Source organism: Bifidobacterium rousetti, from assembly GCF_008698235.1.
Classification (GTDB): Bacteria; Actinomycetota; Actinomycetes; order Actinomycetales; family Bifidobacteriaceae; genus Bifidobacterium; species Bifidobacterium rousetti.
This window is the reverse complement of the sequence record NZ_PEBH01000003.1, coordinates 77,235-95,917: the sequence shown is the minus strand read 5'-3', so window position 1 is coordinate 95,917 and position 18,683 is coordinate 77,235. Positions and strand designations below refer to the sequence as shown.

Annotated in this window: 15 protein-coding genes; 12 read left to right on the top strand and 3 right to left on the bottom strand. The window is 66.0% G+C overall.

Annotated elements, in window-relative coordinates; all coding sequences use genetic code 11:
• Nucleotides 1-120: 120 nt before the first annotated feature.
• Nucleotides 121-1,302: an ATP-binding protein gene (locus CSQ85_RS04920; protein ID WP_223846848.1), complete on the top strand. Its 1,182-nt coding sequence runs from the start codon at nt 121-123 to the stop codon at nt 1,300-1,302.
• A gap of 111 nt (nt 1,303-1,413) precedes the next feature.
• Here the strand turns inward: CSQ85_RS04920 and CSQ85_RS04915 are convergent, their stop codons facing one another.
• Nucleotides 1,414-2,742, bottom strand: coding sequence for a zinc-ribbon domain-containing protein (locus CSQ85_RS04915; protein WP_150383242.1), 1,329 nt, complete (start codon nt 2,740-2,742; stop codon nt 1,414-1,416).
• A 93-nt stretch (nt 2,743-2,835) separates the two neighbouring features.
• Here CSQ85_RS04915 and CSQ85_RS04910 point away from each other — a divergent pair, with 93 nt between their 5' ends.
• On the top strand, nt 2,836-3,339 hold the full coding sequence (locus tag CSQ85_RS04910; RefSeq protein WP_043166846.1) for an S-ribosylhomocysteine lyase: 504 nt from the start codon (nt 2,836-2,838) through the stop codon (nt 3,337-3,339).
• Nucleotides 3,340-3,342: 3 nt separating this feature from the next.
• Here the strand turns inward: CSQ85_RS04910 and CSQ85_RS04905 are convergent, their stop codons facing one another.
• Nucleotides 3,343-4,095, bottom strand: coding sequence for a FadR/GntR family transcriptional regulator (locus CSQ85_RS04905; protein ID WP_150383124.1), 753 nt, complete (start codon nt 4,093-4,095; stop codon nt 3,343-3,345).
• Nucleotides 4,096-4,264: 169 nt separating this feature from the next.
• Between CSQ85_RS04905 and CSQ85_RS04900 the strand changes: the two genes are divergently transcribed.
• From CSQ85_RS04900 to CSQ85_RS04885, 4 genes are all read left to right on the top strand, one after another.
• Nucleotides 4,265-5,701, top strand: coding sequence for a GntP family permease (locus CSQ85_RS04900; protein ID WP_223846847.1), 1,437 nt, complete (start codon nt 4,265-4,267; stop codon nt 5,699-5,701).
• A gap of 127 nt (nt 5,702-5,828) precedes the next feature.
• The gene (locus CSQ85_RS04895; RefSeq protein ID WP_223846846.1) at nt 5,829-6,407 is read left to right on the top strand and encodes a gluconokinase; all 579 of its coding nucleotides are present in this window, start codon (nt 5,829-5,831) and stop codon (nt 6,405-6,407) included.
• A gap of 95 nt (nt 6,408-6,502) precedes the next feature.
• On the top strand, nt 6,503-7,396 hold the full coding sequence (gene gnd, locus CSQ85_RS04890; RefSeq protein ID WP_150383123.1) for a phosphogluconate dehydrogenase (NAD(+)-dependent, decarboxylating): 894 nt from the start codon (nt 6,503-6,505) through the stop codon (nt 7,394-7,396).
• 226 nt (nt 7,397-7,622) lie between these two features.
• Nucleotides 7,623-8,108: a GNAT family N-acetyltransferase gene (locus CSQ85_RS04885; protein ID WP_181281844.1), complete on the top strand. Its 486-nt coding sequence runs from the start codon at nt 7,623-7,625 to the stop codon at nt 8,106-8,108.
• A 17-nt stretch (nt 8,109-8,125) separates the two neighbouring features.
• Here CSQ85_RS04885 and alr read toward each other — a convergent pair whose 3' ends face one another.
• Nucleotides 8,126-9,493 (bottom strand): alanine racemase, encoded by a 1,368-nt coding sequence (gene alr / locus CSQ85_RS04880; protein WP_150383122.1) that lies wholly within the window; start codon nt 9,491-9,493, stop codon nt 8,126-8,128.
• Nucleotides 9,494-9,821: 328 nt separating this feature from the next.
• On the opposite strand from alr, the gene CSQ85_RS04875 reads away from it, so the two are divergent.
• The 6 genes from CSQ85_RS04875 to pdxR all read left to right on the top strand — a co-directional run bounded on the left by CSQ85_RS04875 (nt 9,822) and on the right by pdxR (nt 18,428).
• Nucleotides 9,822-11,288 carry an APC family permease gene (locus tag CSQ85_RS04875; protein ID WP_150383121.1) on the top strand — a complete coding sequence of 489 codons (1,467 nt, stop codon included), beginning with the start codon at nt 9,822-9,824 and terminating at the stop codon, nt 11,286-11,288.
• Between the two features lie 263 nt (nt 11,289-11,551).
• Nucleotides 11,552-12,844, top strand: a complete 1,293-nt coding sequence (locus CSQ85_RS04870; RefSeq protein ID WP_150383120.1) for a deoxyguanosinetriphosphate triphosphohydrolase — start codon at nt 11,552-11,554, stop codon at nt 12,842-12,844.
• 44 nt (nt 12,845-12,888) lie between these two features.
• Nucleotides 12,889-15,030: a DNA primase gene (gene dnaG, locus CSQ85_RS04865; RefSeq protein ID WP_150383119.1), complete on the top strand. Its 2,142-nt coding sequence runs from the start codon at nt 12,889-12,891 to the stop codon at nt 15,028-15,030.
• A 225-nt stretch (nt 15,031-15,255) separates the two neighbouring features.
• Nucleotides 15,256-16,131 carry a pyridoxal 5'-phosphate synthase lyase subunit PdxS gene (gene pdxS, locus CSQ85_RS04860; protein WP_107041486.1) on the top strand — a complete coding sequence of 292 codons (876 nt, stop codon included), beginning with the start codon at nt 15,256-15,258 and terminating at the stop codon, nt 16,129-16,131.
• An 18-nt stretch (nt 16,132-16,149) separates the two neighbouring features.
• Nucleotides 16,150-16,788, top strand: a complete 639-nt coding sequence (gene pdxT / locus CSQ85_RS04855; protein ID WP_150383118.1) for a pyridoxal 5'-phosphate synthase glutaminase subunit PdxT — start codon at nt 16,150-16,152, stop codon at nt 16,786-16,788.
• Between the two features lie 83 nt (nt 16,789-16,871).
• The gene (pdxR, locus tag CSQ85_RS04850) at nt 16,872-18,428 is read left to right on the top strand and encodes a MocR-like pyridoxine biosynthesis transcription factor PdxR (RefSeq protein ID WP_150383117.1); all 1,557 of its coding nucleotides are present in this window, start codon (nt 16,872-16,874) and stop codon (nt 18,426-18,428) included.
• Nucleotides 18,429-18,683: the final 255 nt, after the last annotated feature.

Sequence of the window (18,683 nt, the reverse complement as noted above, 5' to 3'; positions counted from 1 at the left end):
ATGCAAATCGTGGGTTAAAACTTATGTAAATCGCCGACTACAGTTTATGTAAATCGTGGGTTAGACTTTATGTAAATCGTGGGTTACGGTTTATGCAGATCGCCGATTATGCATGTGTCGATGAGGGAGAACGCAATGATTCCAAGGGCTTTGACCGGCAAGATGCTCGCCTTGTCGAGCAAGTTCCCAGTGCTCTCCGTGACGGGTCCTCGTCAGAGCGGGAAGTCGACGTTGGTGCGTAGCGCGTTCTCGGAGTACCGGTATGTTTCGTTGGAGGACGAAGACATGCGCGCGTTGGCCGAGAATGACCCTAGGGCGTTTCTCTCCCGTTATGACGCCAAGGTGATCTTCGACGAGGTGCAGCGTGTGCCGGGATTGTTCTCCTACATGCAATCGGTGGTTGATGAGCGCAATATGCCCGGGCAGTATGTGCTTTCGGGGTCCCAGAACTTCCTGCTGTCCCGGAGCGTCTCGCAGTCGTTGGCCGGCCGTGTCGCGGTGCTGCATCTTCTGCCGTTGTCCTGCGCCGAACTTGCGTCCGTCGGCGATATGCCTGCGAATATCGATGAGTTGATGTTCCGCGGCGGTTACCCCCGTCCCATCGTCATGAACATCGATCCGTCGGACTTCTTCCCGAATTACATATCCACCTACATCGACCGGGATGTGCGCACTGAACTGGGCGTGAAGAAGGTCGCCGAGTTCAACACGTTCCTCACCATGTGCGCCACGCGCGTCGGCGAGGTGCTCAATCTGACGAGCCTCGCCAACGATTGCGACATCAGCGTGGACACGGCTCGCGACTGGCTGTCGGTGCTGGAATCCAGTTTCATCCTATTCCGTCTGCATCCATATCATCGCAACTACGGCAAACGGCTCATCAAGGCCCCGAAGCTGTATTTCTATGACACCGGGTTGGCGGCCAACCTGTTGGGCATGGAATCGGCCGATCAACTGTTCACCAGTCAATATCGCGGCAACCTCTATGAGAACATGGTCGTGGTCGAGATCGTCAAACGATATCAGGCGCTCGGCAGGGAGCCGAAGCTGTTCTACTGGCGTGACAGCAACAAGAAGGAGATCGACCTGATCATCGAGAAGGGCGGGCGGCCGCTGTATGCTGTCGAGGTCAAGTCCTCGTCATCGTTCAAGCCGAAATCGTTCGAGATTCTCGAGGATCTCGCACCGGATTTCGGCCTGCCCGTGGACAACCGTTTCGTGGTCTACGGGGGAGACGAGTCCTTTGCGACCAGCCACGGTCAGGTCATCGGCATCACCGATCTCGGACGGTTGGTCGGCTGACGTCGCGTCTGCCCGACAGCCTCTGCTGTCTCACCACTCGAACGCTTGGTACACGTTCGCGGAGAGGGTGGCGATGTTCGCGACGGCCGACTCGTCCACGCCGTTCGCCCATCATTCGTCCGCCTTGGTGAGCTGCTGGTCGATGTCGGCGAGGACGTCGCTCATGACCTGCGCCGCCGTGGCCTTGCCTTGGTTCTGCGTCGCCAGCGCGACCGCCGCCTTGCCGTGCGGCGTGGAAACGATCGCGAAGTAGTTCCATGTGTTCCTGATGCCTTGGCCGCGATGCGCGTGAATCGTCATGTCGCTCGGGACCGCCACGCCTTCGGAGGCGATGTCGACGTTCATCAGATCGGCCGCGCCGGCCGCGTCCACGGCCGCGAGCATGCGCACCGCGTCGAACGTGGAGCTGGTGTTCTCGTATCCGGCGGCGCTGGCCTGCGTGTCGCCGAAGTTGCGGTCCACGGTGGTGTCCTGATAGTTGTGCTGCTTGAGCCACAGGTTGATCGCCTCGAAACCGCCGAAATCGGCGATCGCCCGATTGGCGGCGCCGTTGTCCATCGTGGACATCATCGTCCGCGCCTCGGTGAGCGAATCGCCGCCGTCCGAACGCGCCGCGAGATAGACGGGCAGATAGAGACCGGCGGAGACGAACTTCGTGCGCGCCGCGGCCGTGTTGGCCACGTCCTTGGTCTCGTAGCTGCCGTCCGCGTTGAGGAACATCGCCGAGACGGACATGTCGGTCGAGGAATACCGTTCGGTGATCGACGAGAGCGAATCCTCGTCCGGCTTCGTCGAGGAGGCGTCGGAGCCGTCGGAGCCGTCGGAACCGGACGGATCGGACTTGCCCGACGATTGCGATGATGAGCCCTGACCGTCGGACGATGCGGAGGTCGGGGCCTTGCCCTGCCTTCCGAATCCCGTCGTCACGAGGAACGTGGTCGTCGCGACCAGCGCCACGGCCGCGATGACGGCCGCGACGGCTGCCGCGATGGGCATCCGGCGCCTGCGGTTCGAAGTGGATGCGGCGGAGGGCGCGTGCGTCGCCGGTGTGCCGGAAGAGGTTCCCGTGGCGCCTCGCGATGCCGGAATCGGATATGGATTGGGTCCGGTGCCCGAGGCGATGCTTGCGAGATCATCCGCCAAGGCCTCTCCGGGCCGGGCTTCAGGGGCGGAGGCGGGGCGCGGGACGTACTCGGTCATGCGCTGCCTTGGGGGATTCGGCACCGGAGGAACCGTTCCCCTGTTCCGGAAAGTCTCCGTCGACGGCGGGACCTCCGGCTTGGTGAGGTCGATCGGTTCGGTCGGGATGGTCGGTCCCGCGTATGCGGATGGTGCGGCCGGCTCGGCGGTTTCGGCGGGCGGGTCGACCGGTGTGCCGCAGTACATGCAGAATCGCGCGTCGGTTTCGATCCTCTTGCCGCAGTTCGTGCAGAATCGCATAGTCCCTTTCCTTCGCTCTTCGCCGTCCCATCGAGCGGATTACGTTCTATTATGGTATCCGTCATTCCAACGAACATATATGGAGGACGACACATGGTTGAGGAAACGAACGAGAAGCCGACGAAGCCCGTCGTCGAAAGCTTCCAGCTGGATCACACGAAGGTCAAGGCGCCGTACGTGCGCTACATCGACACGGAGAAGGGGCCGCACGGCGATGTGATCTCCAACTACGACCTGCGTCTCGTGCAGCCGAACGAGAACGCGATCCCGACCGCGGGCCTGCACACGATCGAGCACACGATCGCCGTGCTGCTGCGCGAACGCATCGACGGCTACATCGACTGCTCGCCGTTCGGCTGCCGCACCGGCTTCCACCTGCTCACCTGGGGCGAGCACCCCACCGAGGAGGTCGCCAAGGCGCTGAAGGAGTCGCTCGAGTTCATCGCCTACAAGGCGACGTGGGACGACGTCCCGGCCACGACGATCGAAAGCTGCGGCAACTACCGCGACCACAGCCTGTTCACCGCAAAGGAGTGGTGCAAGGACATCCTCGCCAAGGGTATCAGCTCCGACCCCTTCGTCCGCAAGGTCGTCTGAGCCTTACGCCCGTTCGGCGATGCGCGTGATGGCGTCGTCAGATTCGTCGACGATGCGCCGCATCGCCGTCTCGGCGCCCATGCCGTCGCCCCGGCGTACGAGCGCCGCGACCTCGCTGTGCAGGTCCAGCGCCTCCTGATTCGCGGTCTTCGGCATCAGCTCGTGATGCGTGCGCCCTTCGAGCGTGGCGACGATGACGTCGCCCAGATCGGCGATCATCAGGTTCCCGCTCGCCTCCACGAGCGTGCGGTGGAACAGGCTGTCGGCGTCGAGGTACTCCTGTCCGTCGGCGTGGTCGGCATGCGAGACCATGCCGATCGCGGCCTCGGTCAGCGCCGCCCACTGCTCGTTCGTGGCGTGCGTGGCGGCGAGGCGCGCGGCCAGCGGCTCGACCGCCGAGCGTAGCTGCGACAGCTCATGCAGCGCGTCCAGACGGTGGCGTCCGCCCAAGCGCCAGCGGATCACCTGCGGGTCGAACATGTTCCACTGCCGGATCGGGTTGACCGTCGCGCCCGCCTTGCGCCTGACGCTCACCAGTCCCATCGACTCCAGCACGCGCGTCGCCTCGCGCGTGACCGTGCGCGACGGGCTCTCGCCGCCGAGGTCGGGGTCGGGGAGGCGCTCACCGGGGGCGATGTCGCCGTCGACGATCGCCATGCCCCATGCGTCCAGCAGCCGGTCGTGCAGCGGGCGTTCGTCACTCTGCCCGGTGTATTGCCCGGTGCGCGCCGTATCCTCCGTATTCTCCGTATTCATAGGACAAGTATCGCACAGGCGGTGTGTTACGGCATACATATTCGACACGCCGACGTGCAATGGTATTGCGTAATCCAAAACAACACGTTATATTTCATATCAACATACAAAACGGATTGGTTGACAAAGTGTCGTCATCCAATACAACGACTCAAAGAAGAGATGGATTATGAATACCATGATTCTTGCGGCGGCCAACACGGCGGCTGATACCGCGGTGCAGCTCAACGGCACCCAGCTCGGCATCAGCGTGGTCGCTAGCATCGTCGTCCTGATCCTGCTGGTCACCGTCGCCAAGCTGCACCCGTTCGTCTCCCTGCTCATCTCCGCGCTGGTCGTCGGCATCGGCTCCGGCTACGGGCCGGTCGCCACCGTCGAAAGCTTCTCCGACACCTTCGGCTCCACGATGGCCTCCGTCGGCATCCTCGTCGGCCTCGGCGCGATGCTCGGCCGCGTGCTCATGGACACCGGCGCCGCCGACTCCATCGTCGACACGCTGCTGGCGAGGACCTCCGTGAAGATGATCCCGTGGACGATGGCCCTGATCGGCGCCCTGATCGGCCTGCCGATGTTCTTCGAGGTCGGACTCGTCGTGCTCGTGCCCGTCATCATCCTCATCACACGCCGCTCCAAGCTGCCGCTCATGCGCGTCGCCATCCCCACCCTCGCCGGCCTGTCCGTCATGCACGCCTGCATGCCGCCCCAGCCAGGCCCGCTCGCCGCGCTGAGCTGCTTCAAGAACGGCTCCGTCGGCGTCACGATGATGTTCGGCCTGCCGATCGCCGTGATCACCGCCGCGCTCGTCGGCCCGCTCTTCTCCAAGTTCGCCGCCAAGTGGGTCCCGGTCGGCGCCCCCGAGAACTTCGAGACCGGCAAGGGCCGCGTCGACGCCGACGGCAACCCCGTCACCGCCAAGCCGCCGTTCGCCCTGTCCGTGCTGTGCATCCTCATGCCCGCGATCCTCATGCTCGGCAACGCGATCTTCGAGATCGTCGCCCCCGACCAGGCCGGCTCCGACGCCCTCTACGCGCAGGTCTTCGCCTTCTTCGGCAAGCCCGCCATCGCGCTCGCCGTCGCCGTGATCTTCGCGATGCTCGTGCTCGGCCGCGCCACCCACATGACCTGGAAGGCCGTCAACGACTCCCTCAAGGCCGCGCTTCCCCCGATCGCCGGCATCCTGCTCATCGTCGGCGCCGGCGGCGGATACAAGGGCGTTCTCGTCGACACCGGCATCGGCGACATCATCGGCAGGTTCGTCGAAAGCTCCTCGATCTCCATCTTCCTCGTCGCCTGGCTCATCGCCGCGTTCGTCCGCGTCGCCACCGGATCCGCGACCGTCGCGATCATCACCACCGCCGGCATCCTCGGCCCCGTCGTCGACCAGATGGGCGTGACCGCCCCGGCCATCGCCCTGCTCGTCATCGCGATCGGCGCCGGCTCCGTGTTCCTCTCCCACGTCAACGACGCCGGATTCTGGCTCATCAAGGAGTACTTCGGCCTCGAGGTCGGCGAGACGTTCAAGACCTGGACCGTCCTCGAATGCCTGCTCTCGCTCGTCGTGCTCGCTCTCGTCATGATCGCCAGCATCTTCGTGCCCCTTGTCTGACTCCCGATTCGGCTTCGGCTAGGCCCTCGGCTCCCCTTGTCAGGGGAGCTGGCCCGCGAAGCGGGTCTGAGGGGTAGTCGCCTGCCCCGTATTTCGTAAAACCTCCACACGCAAAAGGAACCACACCATGACCACCGCAACTGCCACCCCCACCCTCGCCGAGCGCATCATCGTCGAGAACACCATCCCCGCCAAGTACTTCAGCCACGCCAAGCCGATCATCGTCCTCATGGGTGTGTGCGGCTGCGGCAAGACCACCGTCGCCGAGCACCTCGTCGACCACTACGGTCTGAAGTACGCCGAGGCCGACGACTTCCACCCGCAGGCCAACATCGACAAGATGGCCGCCGGCCACCCGCTCACCGACGAGGACCGCTGGCCGTGGCTCGACACCCTCGCCGCATGGGTCGACGAGCGCATCGCCGCCGGCGAGCCCGCCGTCGTCACCTGCTCCGCGCTGAAGCGCGCCTACCGCGACAGGCTGCGTCGCGACGGCGTCGTGTTCGTCTACATGAAGGGTACGTTCGACGAGGTGATGGAACGCCTGTCCACCCGCGAGAACCACTTCATGAAGCCGGAGATGCTCCAGAGCCAGTTCGACATCCTTGAAGAGCCGGGCGACGACGAGGTCCACGTCGCCGCGCACATCGGGCTCGGCACCCCCGAGCAGGAGGCGGCCGCCGTCGCCGGCGCGCTGCACCTGTGAGACCGCCGGCATCGCCAACGCATCGTCAGTACATCGTCAATCGCATCGCAGCACCAACGCTGCGACTCAGCAATCAGGACAGGAAGGCAACCGAAATGCAGATGGGTATGATCGGCCTCGGCCGTATGGGCGGCAACATGGTCAGGCGCTTGAGGGAGGACGGCCACGAGATCGTCGGCTTCGACATGAACCCCGACTCCGGGCGTGACGTCGACTCGCTCGAGGCCCTGGTGGCCTCGCTCGACGCGCCCCGCGTCGTATGGGTGATGGTCCCCGCGGGCGCGCCCACCGACTCCACGATCGAACGGCTGGGCGGGCTGCTCGAGCCCGGCGACATCGTCGTCGACGGCGGCAACTCCAAGTACACCGAGGATCGCGATCACGCGGCCGCGCTCGCGAAGCGGGGCATCGGGTTCCTCGACTGCGGCGTCTCCGGCGGCGTGTGGGGCGCCGAACGCGGCTACGCGCTGATGATCGGCGGCGACGACAAGGACTACGAGACCGTCCTGCCGATCTTCGAAAGCCTCAAGCCCGAAGGCGAGTTCGGCCTCGTGCACGCCGGCCCGGTCGGCGGCGGGCATTTCGCGAAGATGGTCCACAACGGCATCGAATACGGCATGATGCAGGCGTTCGGCGAGGGCTTCGCGACGATGCTGCGCAGCGAGTACGTGACCAACCCGGCCGAGACGATGACCTCGTGGCGCACCGGTTCGGTGGTCGCCAGCTGGCTGCTCGACCTGCTCGACAACGCCACCAAGGACGATCCGGAGCTGAAGGACGTGCCGGCCGTCGCCAACGAGTCGGGCGAGGCCAAGTGGATGGTCGAGGCGGCGCTCGAACTCGGCGTGCCCACCCCGACCACCGCCGCGGCCCTGTGGCAGCGTCAGGCCTCGCGTGGCGGCGCCGACGACATCCTGAGGGTTGTCACGGCGTTGCGCGCCCAGTTCGGCGGCCACGTGACCAAGGTCGACGAGATCGCCACGCACTGAGCCGGCCGCGGATCGAGCCGGCCGCGGATCGGACCGGCCGCGGATCGGACCGGCCGCGGATCGGACCGGCCGTGTGCCGAACCGATCACCCACCGAAACGGACATCACGGGTTTGTGCGGCGGACATGGTAGCGTAACCCGTCAGTCACCATTCCATCCGACTCAACCGACCGTGAGGTGAACCGTGGTCTCCAATACATCCTCCCGGCGCTTCCGCCATGCGACCATGCGAGATCTGACGCAGATGCTCAAGATCTACGCGCACGCCCGCGAACTCATGGCCCGCAACGGCAATCCCACCCAATGGGGCAACACGTTCCCGCGCGAGGAGGTCGTCAGGGACGACATCGCCAACCAGCGCACGATGCTGCTCGTCGACACGCAGAACGGCCACGAGCGCATCCTCGCGCAGTTCGCGCTGTGCCCGGGCGAGGACCCCACCTACAAGCACATCGACGGCGCGTGGCTGGACGACGACGCCTACGTCACCATCCACCGCATCGCCTCCTCCGGACTGGTCAAGCACGCGGCGCGCGACTGCATCATGTGGGCACTGAAGCACTACGGCAACGTGCGCGCCGACACGCACCCCAACAACCGGGCCATGCAGCATGTGCTCGAGACCAACGGGTTCGCCCGCTGCGGTCTGATCCAGCTGATCGACCGCCCGACGGACACCACCCGCATCGCCTACCAGCGCCACGAGTGGTGACCGGGGTCTCTACAGCCCTACAGTAGCGTGGCCGGATCGAGCCTGGCGAGATCGTCCGCCGGCAGCACCTCGGCGGCGTGCTCGTACAGGCGCGGGATGCGGTTCCTCAGGCAGGTGAAGATCTCGTAGCTGATCGTGTCGGCGGCGCGGGCCCAGTCGTCGGCGGTCGGCTCGGCGAACTCCTCGCCGCGGCCCGGCCCGAACAGTTCGACCGTGTCGCCCTCGTGCACGCCGAGCAAGGCGGCCGAACCGTGCAGGTCGAGGATGAACTGGTCCATGCACACGCGGCCGGAGACGCGGTAGAGCTTCGGGCCGTCGGCGGTCATCACGCGCACCGGTCCGCCCGGCTTCTCCACATGCTTGGCGCCCTGCATGTCGAAGCCGGAGGCGGAGCGGTGGATGCCGTCCGCGTAGCCGATCGGCACGATCGCCGTGGACGTGTCGTCCGGGGTCAGGTAGGTGCGGCCGTAGGAGATGCCGTGGCCGGCCTCCACGTCCTTGACGGTGCCGAGCTGCGCCTGCAGGCGCATGGCCGGGGTCAGATGCCAGTCGCGCGGCGTGCCCATCGCCGGGTCCGGCTCGTAGCCGTACAGGCCGATGCCCGGGCGCGTCAGCTCGAAGTGGATCTCCGGGCGGTCGAGCGTCGCCGCGGTGTTCGCGAGATGGCGGATCTCGGGGGCGATGCCGGCGGCCTCCATGCGGCGGGTGAAGTCCTTGAAGTTCTCGACCTGACGGTCGGTGGATGCGACGAACTCCGGCACGTCCGGCGAATCGGCCACGGCGAGGTGGCTCCACTGGCCGACGATGTGGAGCACGCCCTCCTTGGCGAGCGGCACGAGCTTGGCGAGCGCGGCGTCGAAGCCGGCCGGCGTGAAGCCGTTGCGGCCGAAGCCGGAATCGACCTTCACATGCACGCGGGCCGGCCTGCCGAGCCTGCGGGCGGCCTCGGCCACGCGGTCGATGCCCGGCAGGGAGCCGACGGACACGTCGATGTCGTTCGCGATGAGCTCGTCGAACGGCACTTCGGTGCCGTTGTAGACCCATGTGAGGATGTGGCAGCGGTCGGGGCCGATGCCGAGTTTCCTGAGCAGCAGCGCCTCGTGTGATTGCGCGGTGCCGAGCCACGTCGCGCCGCCGGCCAACGCGGCGAGCGCGGCGGGCAGCAGGCCGTGGCCGTAGGCGTCGGCCTTGACGACGCCCATCACGGCGGTGCCGGAGTTCGGGCCTCCCACCACGTCCACCAGATGCGCCATGTTGTCGCGCAGGACCCTCATGTCGACGATGGCCTGCGCGGGGTAGCGGCGGCGTGCGGCCGCGTAGTTGGCCTCACCCTGTTCGTTGCTGAATTCGATCGCCGGAGCGGCGTTCGCTGCGTTGATAGTCATGACGCCCTATTGTGGCGCGTGTGCGTGACGTGGCCGTGGAGGAGACCACATTGCGGTTCGATGGCTCGTCGGTCCGCATCGCGTGGTCCATATTGTGCGGTCCGTATTGCGCGGTCCGCATCGTGAACGTATCGTGAGACGTCGCGCCCCGGTTCTCGTCACTTCGACGTATACTCGCTGTTCACACGGTTCGCTTGCCGTTTTCCCGCCCGTAACGCGCGGGGGCAACAATGACGACCGTATTCAAGACTCCCGGCGTTGAGGCGTGTCGGGGTCCCGGAATTCCGTCCGGCCAAGCCCCATTCCACTAGTTCATGAGAGAAGAACCATGAATCTGTTCCGTAAGAAAACGGTGGATCAGCTTGTCGCCGAATCCACCCCTCTGAAGCGTACGATGCGCACGTTCGATCTGACGATGCTCGGCATCGGCGCGATCATCGGCACCGGCATCTTCGTGCTGACTGGTAAGGGCGCGCTGACCGCCGGCCCGGCCCTGTCCGTGTCGTTCCTGCTCGCCGCGGTCTGCTGCGGTTTCGCCGGCCTGTGCTACGCGGAGTTCGCGTCGATGGCCCCGGTGTCCGGTTCGGCCTACTCCTACGCGTATCTGGCGTTCGGCGAGCTGATCGCGTTCATCATCGGCTGGGATCTGATCCTGGAGTACGCGCTGCAGGCCGCCACCGTGTCCGCCGGATGGTCGGGCTACTTCAACAAGCTGCTTGAGGGCTTCGGCCTGCATCTGCCGGTCGAGCTGACCGCCGCCTACGGCACCACGCCCGGCGTCACCACCTACTTCAACCTGCCGGGCTTCGTGATCGTGCTGCTCATCACCTGGGTGCTGTCGATCGGCATCAACCAGACCAAGCGCACCAACGACATCATGGTGATGATCAAGCTCGTGATCATCGTCCTGTTCATCGTGTGCACCGTGTGGTACATCAACCCGGCCAACTGGAAGCCGTTCTCCCCGTATGGCATCTACACGTTCCAGCCCGGCTCCACCCAGCCGTACGGCATCGTGCCGGCCGCCTCGATCGTGTTCTTCAGCTTCATCGGCTTCGACGCCGTCTCCTCCTCCGCCGAGGAGACCGTCAACCCGAACAAGACCCTGCCGCGAGGCATCCTCTACTCCCTCGGCATCTCGACCGTGCTGTACATCATCATGACGCTCATCATGACCGGCATCGTGCCCTACAAGGAATTCGCGAAGTTCATCGACGCCCCGGTCGCCGGCGTGATCCTCGCCACCGGTATGAACTGGCTGGCGTTCATCGTCAACCTCGGCGCCCTCGTCGGCATGACCACGGTGATGCTCGTCCAGCTGTACGGACAGTCCCGCATCTGCTACGCGATGAGCCGCGACGGACTCTTCCCGGAGTTCTTCGGCCACGTCCACGAGAAGTACCGCACCCCGTTCAAGGGCACCTGGTTCTTCGGCATCCTCACGGCTGTCGCCGGTGGCTTCATCAACATCAACGTGCTGTTCGAGCTGGTGAACATCGGCACGCTGAGCGCGTTCATCATCGTCTCCGCCGGCATCCTGTGGATGCGCAAGACCGCGCCCGACGCGCATCGCGGCTTCAAGGCCCCGGGCGTGCCGGTCACCCCGGTCATCTCGATCATCTTCTGCTTCATCCTCATCGCCGGCCTCAACTGGGAGACCTGGCTGCGTTTCGCCGTCTGGTTCGGCCTTGGCCTCGTGGTCTACTTCGCCTACAGCCGCAAGCGCTCCAAGCTCAACGGCGCCGCCGCGGTGGCACCGGTGGCCGAAGCGGCTCCGGCCACCAAGGCCGAGTAAGGCCCTGGAGGCCCCATAGGTCCTGGTCTTATAGCCGCCACTTGGCCGCCACTTGGCCACCACTTAGCCGCCACTTCTCCTCAGCGTCAGGTTCTCTCGGAATCACCCCATATCCCGAGAGAACCTGACGCTGAGCCATTTCAAGTGACGGTTTCTCTCGAAATCCCGGGTGATCCCGAGAAAAACCGTCGCTGAGCGTCTCGCAGCGTCAGGTTCTCTCGGGCGATCCCCGTCGGTCGGCCACCTTGGCCTATGCTGGAGACATGGAAACGACGCTGGATGGGGAAGCGGTCCTGAGCGGCGAGGGGTACACCGCCTTCGACGAGGAGCGCTGGGCGGTCGAACCGCCCAAATCGAAGACACGCACCGCGTTCGAACGCGACCGCGCCCGGCTCATCCACTCGTCGGCGCTGCGGCGGCTCGGCGCCAAAAGCCAGGTGCTCGTCGCCGGCACCGACGACTTCGCGCGCACGCGGCTCACGCACACGCTCGAGGTCGCCCAGATCGGCCGGCAGATCGGCAAACTGCTCGGCTGCGACCCGGACGTCGTCGACTGCGCGTGCCTTGCCCATGACCTCGGCCACCCGCCCTTCGGCCACAACGGCGAGAAGGCGCTCGCCGAGATCGCCCGCAACATCGGCGGGTTCGAGGGCAACGCGCAGACCCTGCGCCTGCTCACCCGTCTCGAGCCCAAGATCATGCACCCCGACGGTCGGTCCGCGGGCGTGAACCTCACGCGTGCTTCGCTCGACGCCGCCGTCAAATACCCGTGGACGCTCGACCAGGCCGCCGGATACGCGAAGATCAAGGGCGTCAAACCCACCAAGTTCTGCGTTTACCCGGACGACGTGGACGTCTTCCGCTGGCTCAAGATCGGGGCTCCGGAAGCCACCAAGCCGATGGAATGCCAGGTCATGGACCTCGCGGACGACATCGCCTACTCCGTGCACGACGTCGAGGACGCGATCGCGACCGGCGCGTTCGAGCCGATCGTCCTGACCGACCCGCGCGTGCTCGACCACATCGTCGAGGCGACGCGCGACTGGTACGGCGACAAGTGGGATCCCGACCGTCTGCTCGCCGCGTTCCGCAGACTCCAGCGTCTCGACATGTTCCCGATGCACTTCAATGGCTCGCGTTCCGCCCTCGCCCAGCTGAAGAACATCACCTCCGACCTGATCGGCAGGTTCGCATGGAGCGTCGAGGAGGCCACGCGCGACACGTACGGCCCCGGCCCCCTGACCCGCTATTCGGCCAGCGTCGTCATCCCCGACGACACCGCGTACGAGATCGTCGCCCTGAAGGGCATCGCCGTCTACTTCGTGATGGCCCCACGCGAGCATGAGCCGCTGCACATCGAGGAGCGCAGAATCGTCGAGGACCTGATCGACGTGCTCATGGCCGACTCGCCCCGCCCCTCCGACGTGCTCGAAAGCCAGTTCCTCGAGGACTGGGACATGGCCTCCAACGACAACGAGCGCCTGCGCGTCGCCGTCGACCAGGTCGCCTCCCTCACCGACGCCTCCGCCCTCGCCCTCCACTCGATCCTGTGCTGACGGCGTTTCTCACCGGCCGAACCATCTTGCTAAGGTAGGAAGCTATGGCCGGAATGATCAAGAAGGAAGACGTGGAGAAGGTGCGCGCCGCCGCGGACCTGTATGACATCGTATCGGCCTCGGTCACGCTGAAACCCTCCGGCACCGGCACCTACGTCGGCCTGTGCCCGTTCCACGACGAGAAGACCGGCAGCTTCAACGTGCGTCCGGCGCTCGGCGTATGGCACTGCTTCGGTTGCGGCCTCGGCGGCGACGTGTTCAAGTTCGTCGAGCAGCAGGAGAACATCGATTTCCGCGAGGCGGTCCAGCTGCTCGCCGACAAGTACCACATCGAACTGCACTACGAGAACTCCGGCACCGGCAGGCCCGAGCACGCCGGGTCGAAGCGCGCCCGACTCATCGAGGCGAACGAGGAGGCGCAGCGCTTCTTCGTCTCGCAGATCATGACCAAGGAGGCGCTCGCCGCGCGCAAGCTGCTCGGCGGGCGCACGTTCAGCCAGGCCGACTGCGAGCGCTTCGGCTGCGGGTACGCGCCGCAGGGCTGGGACAATCTCGTGCGCCACTTGGCGTCGAAGGGTTTCACGCAGCAGGAGATGCTCGACGCGGGGCTCGCCCGTCAGGGCCATCGCGGCGTCTACGACTACTTCCGCGGGCGCGTCACCTGGCCGATCCGCGATTCGACCGGGCGCACGCTCGGTTTCGGCGCGCGCAAGCTGTATGAGGACGACCAGATCGCCGCGAAGTACATCAACACGCCGGATACGGCGCTCTACCGCAAGACGCAGGTGCTGTACGGCATCGATCTGGCGAAGAAGGCGATCGTCAAAAAGCGTCAGGCCGTCATCGTCGAAGGCTATACGGATGTGATGGCGATGCATCTGGCCGGCGTGGATACGGCGATCGCGACGTGCGGCACCGCGTTCGGCGCCGAGCACGCGAAGATCGTGCGCCGTCTGATCGCCGACGACTCGCTCGGCGCGGTCCAGCTGGTGGGGCCGTTGAAGGTCGAGGGGCAGCCGCTGAGTTCGCGCATCGTGTTCACGTTCGACGGCGACGCGGCAGGGCAGAAGGCGGCGCTGCATGCGTTCGGCCTTGATTCGGCGTTCCTCACGCAGACGTTCGTCGCGGTCGCCGACGACAACCTCGACCCGTGCGATCTGCGCATCGAACGCGGCGACGAGGCGGTGCGCTCGCTGGTCGCGAACGCGAAGCCCCTGTACGATTTCGTCATCGACGCGGCGATCGGCCGTTTCGACACCACGTACACGACCGGACAGATGGGCGCGGTCAAGGCGGTGGCGCCGCTGGTCGCGCAGATCCGCGACCGTTCGCTGCTCGACATGTACACGCGCAAGACCACACGTCGCATCGGCGTGGATCTGGACGTGATGCGCCGTGAGGTGAACGCCGCGCGACGCCAGTTGCATGTGCGTGATGACGATGCGTATGCGCGCCGTCGCGGGTTCGGCGGCGCATCCTTCGACCGGAGCGAGCCGCGTCTCGAACCGGGGGAGAACCCGTACGCGAATCCGGCGCGTCGGCGCGCGCTTGAGCATCGCGACGCGACTGAGCAGACGTATTTCCGTATCGACGACGCCGTGTTCATCGCCGAGCAGCAGTTCATGGCGATGCTGATTCAGGTGCCGCGCGCGATCGACGCGAACTGGTTCGGCGCGCTGACGCTCGCGAACTTCATGACGCCGGTGTTCCGCACGCTGTATCAGGCGATCGCCGCGGCCGGGGGATTGCCGTCGAACGACACCCCGCAGGGCCTGTGGATGCACAACCTGACCAAGGCGGGCGGCCCGATGCTCGAACCGGTCATCAACGAGCTGGCGGTGATGCCGCTGCCGTTGCCATCGGCGGGACGGGCAGGCGCGGGCGCGGGTTCCGGTCCGGGGGCGGATGCGTCCGATATGTCGGGTAACGCGTCGGGCGCCTCCGGCGGGTCGGACTCCGCCGACGCCCAACTGCGCCCGCCGACCAAGGCCGAGACGCAGTACGCCAGCGAACTGCTCGCCAAGCTGCTCGACATGGGGATGATGCGACGCATTGGCGCCGCCCGCCGCCGCATGGCGATGCTCCCGGACGGCGAGGAGAAGATCGCGCTGCTGGGCGAGATCACCAAGCTCGAGACCTCCCGCAAGGACCTTCAGGCCCAGGTGTACGGCAACACCGTCGGCTGAATCGTGCGGCCGGACCGTGCGGCCGGACCGCGCGGCCGGACCGTACGGCCGTCCATCGCGATCGGATTGCGATTGGATGGGTGAAGAATGTGCGGATTGGCCCCATCCAAATTGGACCGGCTTGGTCGGTGTCGTGGGGTCGCGGCTGATAATGAACGCAACGGAACGCGTGAACACGCCGTTCCGACAGTTGTTCGCACATTATCACACACGAAGGGAATACTCATGACGCAGGATCGTGCGGAACTCAATCGTAATCTGGCCCAGATGCTCAAGGGCGGCGTGATCATGGACGTGACCACGCCCGAACAGGCGAAGATCGCCCAGGACGCCGGCGCGTGCGCCGTCATGGCCCTGGAGCGCATCCCGGCCGACATCCGCGCCGCCGGCGGCGTGAGCCGCATGTCCGACCCGGCCATGATCAAGGGCATCCAGGAGGCCGTGTCCATCCCGGTCATGGCCAAGGTGCGCATCGGCCACATCGCCGAGGCCCGCATTCTGCAGGCCATCGACATCGACTACATCGACGAGTCCGAGGTGCTTTCCCCGGCCGACGACGTCTACCACATCGACAAGCGCCAGTTCGACGTGCCGTTCGTGTGCGGCGCGAAGAACCTCGGCGAGGCCCTGCGCCGCATCGCCGAAGGCGCCGCGATGATCCGTACCAAGGGCGAGCCCGGCACCGGCGACGTGATCCAGGCCGTGCGTCACATGCGCACGATGAACAAGCAGATCCACGAGCTCGTCTCCCTGCGCGACGACGAGGTGTACGAGGCGGCCAAGCAGCTCGCCGTGCCGTACGACCTCGCCAAGTACGTGCACGACAACGGCCGTCTGCCCGTCGTCAACTTCGCCGCCGGCGGCGTCGCCACCCCGGCCGACGCGGCCTTGATGATGGAGCTCGGCGCCGAGGGCGTGTTCGTCGGCTCCGGCATCTTCAAGTCCGGCGACCCGGCCAAGCGCGCCGCCGCCATCGTCAAGGCGACCGCCAACTGGCAGGACGCCGACCTGCTCGCCAGGCTCTCCGAGAACCTCGGCGAGGCGATGGTCGGCATCAACGAGGACGAGATCCAGACCATCATGGCCGCCCGAGGCGAGTGACGGGGAGCGGAAGACAGCATGGTCGTAGCCGTTGAATACATCTCCAAGGAGGAGTCCGACGACGCCGAACACGCGAAGCATGGCGTGACCGGCATCCTCGCCGTGCAGGGCGCGTTCGCCGAACACGCCGCCGTGCTGGACAGGCTCGGCGCCCCGTGGAAGCTGCTGCGCGCCGCCGAGGACTTCGACGATTCCATCGACCGGGTGATCCTGCCCGGCGGCGAATCCACCACGCAGGGCAAGCTGCTGCGCTCGACCGGCCTGTTCGAGCCGATCGCCGAGCACATCAGGGCCGGCAAGCCGGTGTTCGGCACCTGCGCCGGCATGATCCTGCTCGCCGGCAAGCTCGACAACGACCCGAACGTCTACTTCGGCGCGCTCGACGCCGTCGTACGCCGCAACGCGTACGGACGCCAGCTCGGCAGCTTCCAGACGACCGCCGACTTCGGCGCGCCGGACGACCCGTGGCGAATCGCCGGATTCCCGCTCGTGTTCATCCGCGGCCCCTACGTCGTCTCGGTCGGCCCCGAGGCGCAAGTCGAGACGGAGGTCGACGGGCATCCGGTCGCGTTGCGGCAGGGCAACATCCTCGCCACCGCGTTCCACCCCGAGCTCACCGACGACACCCGCATCCACGAACTGTTCCTCTCGCTCTAGCCGAATGGGGTGGCATTTCGTCCGATCCTATAGATTCGGACGGTGGTGGTGTGGAGGCAGGAATCCAGAAAGGTGGGATTGCGATGCGATTGACCGTCGACCGGCGCTCCGGCGTGCCGATGTACCGGCAGCTCGCGGCCCAGCTGCGCGAGTCGATCGTCTCGGGCGCGCTCGCCGAAGGCTACCGGCTGGCGCCCGAGCGCGAGCTCGCCGCCCGCCTCGGGGTCAATCGCACCACCGTCCTGCAGGCGTACCAGCAGCTGAAGGACGAGGGGCTCATCGCCTCGAAGGTCGGCAAGGGCACCTTCGTGCTGCCGGCCACGCCTTCTGCATCCGTTACATCGGGCACGACGGTCGCATCCGTTCCGCCCGTGTCCGTCGATACCGATGGCGCATCCGGCGAGCCGCCCGTCATCCGTCCGCCGTGGTCCGTCCTGTTCTCCGACTATTCCAACCGGTTCACCTACCACGACATCGCCGAGGCGGACCGTGCGCAGCGGGGCGGTAACCGGGGCGCCGGCGATGACGCCCGTCCGCATCCCATCGATTTCGCCACCGGTTCGCCGAACCCGGCCGACATCCCCGACGACCTGCTGCGCGCGGTGAGTCTCGAAGCGTTCTCCTCGCGCGAGTTCGACGGTCAGCCCGAATCCCCGATCGAGGGGTTCGACGAGCTGCGGGAGCTGCTGGCGGAGCACATGCGCGACCGCGGCGTCGGCTGCGATGCGCGCAACGTCATGGTCCTGTCCGGCTCCGAGCAGGGCATCGACCTGATCGTGCGCGCGTTCGTCAATCCGGGCGACTGCGTGCTCGTCGAGCAATCCACGTTCTTCCCCGCGTTGCAGACCTTCCGTTCGGCCGACGCGCGCATCGTCGGCGTGCCCGTCGACGGGGACGGCATGCGCGCCGATCTGCTGGAGGGCTATTGCGCCCGATTCCGTCCGAAGCTCATCTACACGATCCCCACGTTCCATAACCCCACGGGCACGACGATGCCGATCGAACGCCGGCGCACGCTCGTCGACGTGGCCCGCCGCTACCAGTGCCTCATCGTCGAGGACGACGCGTACGGCGACCTGTGGTACGGGCGGGGCCCCCGTCCCGTCCCGTTGGCCGGCATGGAGAACAGCGGTTACGTGATGTACCTGTCCACGTTCTCCAAGACCGTCACGTCGGGACTGCGCACCGGATGGGTCGTGGCTGACCCGCATGTCATCGCGCGTCTCGCGGCGCTGCGTCGCATGGTCGACCAGCATACGAGCACGTCCTCGCAGCGCATCTGCCTGGAACTGCTCAAGGAGGGTCGCATCGCCGGGCATGTGGCGTCCCTCGCCGCCGCGTACCGCACGCGACGCGACACGGTCCTCGAGGCACTGGAACGGTACGCGCCCCGAGGCGCGCGATGGACCCATCCCCAAGGCGGCTACTACGTGTGGATCACGCTGCCCGACGGCGTGCGTGCGCTCGATCTGCTCTCCCGATGCCGCGCGAAGGGCGTCACGTTCATGCCCGGCGGCGTCTTCGACGTCGACGAGAGCGACGACGGCCACATCCGCCTCAACATGGTCCGTCCCGACGCGGCCGATCTGGAGAGGGGCATTCAAGTGATCGGCGAATCGCTGAACGCGATACGGGCGTGACCTTCGGGCACGGCGCACATAGCGTCGCCGTAGTGCCCGTAGCTGTCGTTTTTCGCTTATGAGGGGTACATTCCTCGTTTTGCGGATGTCTATCTTGCTTGCAAGGGGTACCTGTCACAAGTACAAATGGCCGAAAACGGCTTGTCCGCAATGGGACGAAGCCGTTTTCGGCCATGGGATACTCCGGTACGGTACCCCTCATAAGCGAGATGGATGTCCGCAAAGGACGGAATGTACCCCTCGTAAGCCGGTTGG